The following is a 6,311-nucleotide window of genomic DNA, read 5'->3' on the forward strand; positions in this document are numbered from 1 at the left end:
TGATTGGTTACAATCAAGGCATGCACAGCGCATGCCTTTTTTGTGGCTTTGGCAATGGTGATGGGTACGTTGATGCGCAGTTTACCCGATATATTTTGAGTCTGTAGATTTGGCTGAAAGCTATTAAAAATAGCATCGAAGTCTTTAAGGAGTTGCAATGCTTTGTGATAGAAAGCTTCACCTTCTAAAGTCATGCTGACTTTACGGGTGGTTCTATTGAGTAATCTCACCCCCAATTCATGTTCAAGCTGTTTGATGGCTTTGGAAATCAGTGGACGATGCACACCCAATGTCTCAGCAGTGTGAGTAAAGCTTTGGGTTTCAACCACACGCACATATATCTGTAACTTCTGCAAATGATCCATTTAATTTTGCCATTCATTGAATATCGAAATTATAACAAATACGCCAATCTCAACTTAAAATGAGTTTTTCGAGTTGAATTGGCGAATGGCCAAGCTTCTTATTCAAAACAACGCAGACGGTGTGTGACAGAATCTTTCTGATAAAGCGATGTGATAAATGCCATAAATCTTTTGCTCTTACTTTTTGGATATTAAAGCGATCTACCAACTGGCCAATGACGGTCTCAATTTTTCTTCTAGCCTTCATCAACACTCTCATTGATTCTTTAGGTCTGAGATCAAGCATATTCTTTCTAAATGGTGTCTGTAAATCAACATATTGAAATTTATAGTATTCGATTAAGCTTGGTCTTAAATAGCCTTTATCTGCTCCCAATAATCCATGAATGTGTGTTGTAATTTCTGGTGCAATATCACGCTCATCAACATTCGCCAGGGCAAAAGTGTAGCCTGTGACCATACCATCAAAATTAATCACGATATGTCCCTTAAAACCATAGTATTTTTCCTGTTGAGCTGCACAATAACTAAAGCCTGCATGTTCTTTGAAGTTTTTATGTCTTTTTGCTCGACTATAGCGACAGACAGGAATAGGAAATCCATCAATAAAATGAATATTATCCTGACCATAATATGTAGTTAAGCGAGCTATGATTTTCTGATTGATCTGCCATAAGTTTGCACAATGTTTACAAAAATTAGGATATGACCCCAGTTTTGGAAACCAAGCTAACCAGTTGTTTTTAAAATACATCCAGATACTTTTATCTGTATCCATTCCAAGGAATTCACCCACAATTTGCATTGTGATAATTTCAATATCGGTAAGAGCGGGTGGAAAGCCACGAGTTCTGAGTGGTTTATTAACAACAATTGGATATAGCTCATCTATAATTAAATAGACAAAGATGATAAATTCTTCAATGGACATAACTGTAATTTTATTTTCTTGGTCGAAATTAAAGTGAGGTTATGTCCTTCTCATTTCAATGACTTAAAAAGTTGAGATTGGCGTAACAAATGGCTGATTTAAAGGTCTTATTCGAACGACATGATGTTTAGCCGTCCGATCAGGGATGGTCATGAATACAGAAAAAAATTAATCTTCAATCAGGTCAATTTTGAATGATAAAAAATATTTCACCTGCTTATGCAATGAACTTTACCCAAAGTTTAACTATATTGATTACGATATTGGATCGGTGTAACGTTAAACCAACGCTTAAATGCGCGTCTAAAGTTAGAACTGTCATGATAGTTTAATAGCGTTGCAATCGCATCGACAGATAAAGTACTGTCTGTTAAATAACGACGTGCTTGCTCCGACAAAATTGCATCTCGAATCTCCCTAAAGCTTGTGCCATCTGCGGCAAGTTGACGTGCCAATGTCCGTTTACTCATAAACAATGCCGCTGCAATTTGGTCTTCACTCAGTTCATGTAGCGAACTCGACAGCATCATTTTTTTTATCATATACACATAGCTTTGCTTGCCCGGTTTGAGCTGCTGTAGCATGCTTTCGCATTGTTGCATCGCGAGTAAATAACTGTCTTGATTGGCCGAGGCATTCGGAATGTGACATAGACTGAAAGGAAAGGTGGCTTTGATTGCAGGTGCGGAAAAAGAATAAGCGCCCGATAAATACTGCGCATAGGCTTGGTGATAGTCGGGTTCTGCGTGCGCAAAACAGATTTGAGCGTCATGGAGAGGGCGTCCAACAATAAATTCAGCACACTCAAATAAAATCACGGCACAGGTTTCAGCCAATAGACGATGTACCTGTTCAGACAGTTGAAAATCAAAATACAGTGATATATTGACTGAATGTTCGGTGTATTCAAGATTTAAACGTGCAAAGCTGATACGGGTGGGAATAAATTCCTGAAATGCTTTCAGTGCTATCAATAAATTTGGGCTACTGTTGACCAAGAATCCCATGGCACCATGTACTGAATAGCCACCGATTTTGTAGACACTCTTTAGTTTAATATTTTAATACGCTAGTTAAGCGTAAACTAGAATATGGAGATCTTAAGTTTCTCTCGGCAATTTAAATGAAAAGAAACGGGAGTTAATAGTATGAGTCAAGACCCTAAAAAATGTCCTGTTACCCACCTGACTACTGAAGCTGGTGCCCCTGTGGTCGACAATCAGAACAGTATGACGGCAGGTGCGCGTGGACCTTTACTTGCCCAGGATTTATGGCTGAATGAAAAACTGGCCAACTTTGTCCGTGAAGTGATTCCAGAGCGTCGTATGCATGCCAAAGGTTCAGGTGCTTTCGGTACCTTTACCGTGACCAATGATATTACCCAATATAGCCGCGCTAAAATTTTCTCTGAAGTCGGCAAAAAAACCGAAATGTTTGCGCGTTTCTCAACGGTGGCGGGTGAACGTGGTGCGGCCGATGCAGAACGTGATATTCGCGGTTTTGCCCTGAAATTCTATACTGAAGAAGGCAACTGGGATCTAGTTGGCAACAATACTCCGGTATTTTTCCTGCGGGATGCCCGCAAGTTCCCTGACCTGAATAAAGCAGTCAAACGTGACCCGAAAACCAACAAGCGCAGTGCCACCAATAACTGGGATTTCTGGACATTATTGCCTGAAGCCTTGCATCAGGTGACCATTGTCATGTCGGATCGCGGTATTCCTGCTGGCTACCGTCATATGCATGGTTTTGGCAGCCATACCTTCAGTTTTATCAATGCCCAAAATGAACGCTTCTGGGTGAAATTCCATATGCGTACCCAGCAAGGCATCCAGAACCTGACCGATGCTGAAGCAGCAGACTTGATTGCCAAAGACCGTGAAAGCAGCCAGACCGACCTGTTTGATGCCATCGAACGTAGCGACTATCCAAAATGGAAAATGTACGTTCAAGTCATGCCAGAACTGGAAGCCGAAACAGTGCCTTATCATCCATTTGACCTGACCAAAGTCTGGCCGAAGGGCGATTATCCACTGATTGAAGTCGGTGAATTTGAGCTGAACCGCAATCCGGAAAACTATTTCCAGGATGTAGAACAGGCAGCCTTTGCACCTAGTAATCTTGTACCGGGCATCAGCTACTCACCGGACCGTATGTTACAGGCACGTTTAGTGAACTATGCCGACGCAGCGCGTTACCGTGTTGGTGTAAATCATTCACAGGTTCCGGTCAATGCTGCACGCTGCCCTGTAAACTCTAATCGTCGTGATGGTCAGGGCCGCATGGATGGCAACTATGGTTCATTGCCACATTATGAACCGAACAGTTTTAACCAGTGGCAGGAACAACCTCAGTTTAAAGAACCAGCATTAAAGATTACCGGTGATGCTGATTTCTGGGACTTCCGTGAAGATGACAATGATTACTTCAGCCAGCCACGTGCCCTGTTCAATTTGATGAATGATGAGCAGAAACAGGCCCTGTTTAATAACACGGCCGCAGCGATGGGTGATGCGCTAGATTTCATCAAATACCGTCATATCCGCAACTGTTATGCTTGCGATCCAGCTTATGGGCAAGGCGTTGCTAAGGCCTTAGGTATGACTGTAGCAGATGCTCAAGCGGCACGTGAAACAGATCCTGCTAAAGGTTTGCCAAGCTTTCTTTAATTTATTTTACTTTCTCTTCCTCTTTTAAGGGGGAGAGGAGGTAAACTATGGAATATAGCATAAGAAGGTGAAAACCTTATGCCATAAATTCTCTATTAAGGATCATAAAGAAAAACTAAGATTTCTCTTTCAGAATTTGTGAAAAAATTTTAACTTTTTCTAATGTGGCGTCTACACCTTGCTTAAAAAAGGTATCCACCAGTGCCGAACCGATCACCACCAGATCAACTTTATTGGCTAAGGCTTTCACATGACTTTCATCTTTAATCCCAAAGCCAATAGCAATCGGGATATTAAAAATTGGTTTGATTTCAGCAATCTTTTTTTCAAGATTGGTCAGATTTAAAGTACCGCCGGTGAGACCATTTTCCGCAACATGATATAAAAATCCTGTCGCACTGGCTGAGATTTGTTTCAATCGCTCAACTGGAGTAGTGGGTGCGCTCATTGCAATTAAATGCATATTTTTTTCATTTAATATCTGTTTAAATTTTTCCCGATATTCATAAGGGGCATCTAGGATCAGAATCCCCTCAATCAAATTTTCGGTATCCGCAACCAGCTTCTCGAAACCATATTGTATGATCGGGTTTAAATAGGTCATTAAAATAATCGGGGTGGTTTCATCCTGTAAACGGATAGCTTTCACGAGCTCAATGGTTCGATGCACGGTCTGACCAGAAGCGAGTGCTCTAACATGAGCAGCCTGGATGGTCTCTCCATCGGCCACAGGATCAGAAAATGGGATGCCCACTTCGATGATATCAGCTCCAGCTTGACCCAATTGACTAAATAGACGATAACTTTCATTAAAATCAGGATCTCCGGCAGTAAAATAACAGACTAAACCACTGCGATTTTCCTGTTTTAATTGCATTAGTTTTTGATCTAAACGGTTCATGCGCGTGCTCCTGCAAGATACTTTTTGACTGTGTCTAAGTCTTTGTCACCTCGACCGCTTAAATTGATGATAATTGTCTGTTCCGGATGCATTTCTTTCGCAAGTTTGATGGCATAGGCAATAGCATGAGAACTTTCCAGCGCTGGGATAATGCCCTCTTGCTGGCTCAGTAGTTGAAAGGCATGTACAGCCTCTTCATCTTTGACTGCTGCATAAGTCACGCGGCTTGTTTCAAACAGGATGCAATGCTCAGGGCCAACCCCAGGGTAATCCAGTCCTGCGGATATGGAATGTCCCTCTAGAATTTGCCCGTCTGAATCTTGCAGTAAGTAAGTCAAATTACCATGCAAGACGCCGACTCGACCTTTGGAAATCGAGGCAGCATGTTCATGACTATCAGTGCCTTTCCCGCCAGCTTCAATTCCAAACATTTTGACATTGGTATCCTCTAGAAAGGGGTGCATGAGTCCTAATGCATTGGAACCCCCACCGACACAAGCAACCAAAGCATCTGGGAGTTTATTTTCTTTAAGAAGAATCTGGTTTCTGGCTTCGATGCCAATAATTTTCTGGAACTCTCTCACAATAGTCGGGTAGGGATGCGGGCCAGCACCAGTTCCTAGCAGATAGTAAGTCGTGTCGACATGACTGATCCAGTCACGTAAGGCTTCATTCATAGCATCTTTCAGGGTTCCACGGCCTTTTTTTACGCCTTGTACTTCAGCACCAAGTAATTTCATACGTTCAACATTCGGTTGCTGACGTTGAATATCTGTTTTACCCATATAGATCGTGCATTTCATCTTAAAGAGTGCACAGACGATTGCTGTGGCAACACCATGCTGTCCTGCACCTGTTTCAGCAATGATTCTGGTTTTACCCATGAATTTAGCCAATAATATTTGCCCCACACAGTTATTGATCTTATGGGCGCCGGTATGGTTCAAATCTTCTCGCTTGAGATATATTTTGGCTCCCCCTGCGTAGGAAGTTAGATTTTTTGCATAGAATAGCGGGCTAGGGCGACCCACGAAGTCGGTTAAAATCTGTCGATATTCAGCCCAAAATTCAGGTTGATTCCGTATGGTATTAAAGGCTTGTTCTAAATCTTGTAGAGCTGGCATCAGGCTTTCAGGCATATAGCAGCCACCAAATTTACCGAAAAAACCACCTTGATCAGGACCCTGACCGATATAAGGAGTTGTCATTGTCTTTCTCTTAAAATTTCAACATTGATTGGATCTTAAAAGATTTCCATTTTCCTGATAATTGATATATTTTTGATTTATGATGTTAGAAAAATTTACAGCATGAAACGTAGAACCTTACCGCCCTTAAATTCACTTAAAGCATTTGAAGCGGTCGCTAGACATCAAAGCTTCAGCTTGGCTGCGGAAGAACTGTGTGTCACTCATAGTGCAATCAGCCATCAAATCAAACAGCTC

The 6,311-nt window shown here is 41.8% G+C and carries 7 protein-coding genes; 2 read left to right on the forward strand and 5 right to left on the reverse strand.

What is annotated here, in order from left to right; translation table 11 throughout:
* The 3 genes from FTV48_RS13700 to FTV48_RS13710 all read right to left on the reverse strand — a co-directional run.
* Positions 1-365, reverse strand: a 365-nt coding sequence (locus FTV48_RS13700) for a LysR family transcriptional regulator (RefSeq protein WP_180000708.1), incomplete at its 3' end; no start/stop codon positions are given.
* Between the two features lie 49 nt (positions 366-414).
* Entirely contained in the window at positions 415-1,296 is an 882-nt protein-coding gene (locus FTV48_RS13705; protein WP_159515998.1) for an IS982 family transposase, read from the reverse strand.
* Between the two features lie 242 nt (positions 1,297-1,538).
* Positions 1,539-2,303, reverse strand: a complete 765-nt coding sequence (locus tag FTV48_RS13710) for an AraC family transcriptional regulator (RefSeq protein ID WP_180000709.1) — start codon at positions 2,301-2,303, stop codon at positions 1,539-1,541.
* Between the two features lie 141 nt (positions 2,304-2,444).
* Between FTV48_RS13710 and FTV48_RS13715 the strand changes: the two genes are divergently transcribed.
* Positions 2,445-3,965 carry a catalase gene (locus tag FTV48_RS13715; protein WP_180000710.1) on the forward strand — a complete coding sequence of 507 codons (1,521 nt, stop codon included), beginning with the start codon at positions 2,445-2,447 and terminating at the stop codon, positions 3,963-3,965.
* Between the two features lie 115 nt (positions 3,966-4,080).
* Here the strand turns inward: FTV48_RS13715 and trpA are convergent, their stop codons facing one another.
* Together trpA and trpB are read right to left on the reverse strand one after the other, a co-directional pair.
* The gene (trpA, locus tag FTV48_RS13720) at positions 4,081-4,866 is read right to left on the reverse strand and encodes a tryptophan synthase subunit alpha (protein WP_180000711.1); all 786 of its coding nucleotides are present in this window, start codon (positions 4,864-4,866) and stop codon (positions 4,081-4,083) included.
* Positions 4,863-6,074: a tryptophan synthase subunit beta gene (trpB, locus tag FTV48_RS13725; RefSeq protein ID WP_100535558.1), complete on the reverse strand. Its 1,212-nt coding sequence runs from the start codon at positions 6,072-6,074 to the stop codon at positions 4,863-4,865. Before trpB ends, trpA begins: the two co-directional genes overlap by 4 nt.
* A 102-nt stretch (positions 6,075-6,176) precedes the next feature.
* Between trpB and FTV48_RS13730 the strand changes: the two genes are divergently transcribed.
* The coding region (locus FTV48_RS13730; RefSeq protein ID WP_180000712.1) for a LysR family transcriptional regulator at positions 6,177-6,311 on the forward strand (135 nt) is incomplete at its 3' end.

The organism is Acinetobacter sp. YH18001 (genome assembly GCF_013416975.1).
GTDB lineage: Bacteria > Pseudomonadota > Gammaproteobacteria > Pseudomonadales > Moraxellaceae > Acinetobacter > Acinetobacter pseudolwoffii.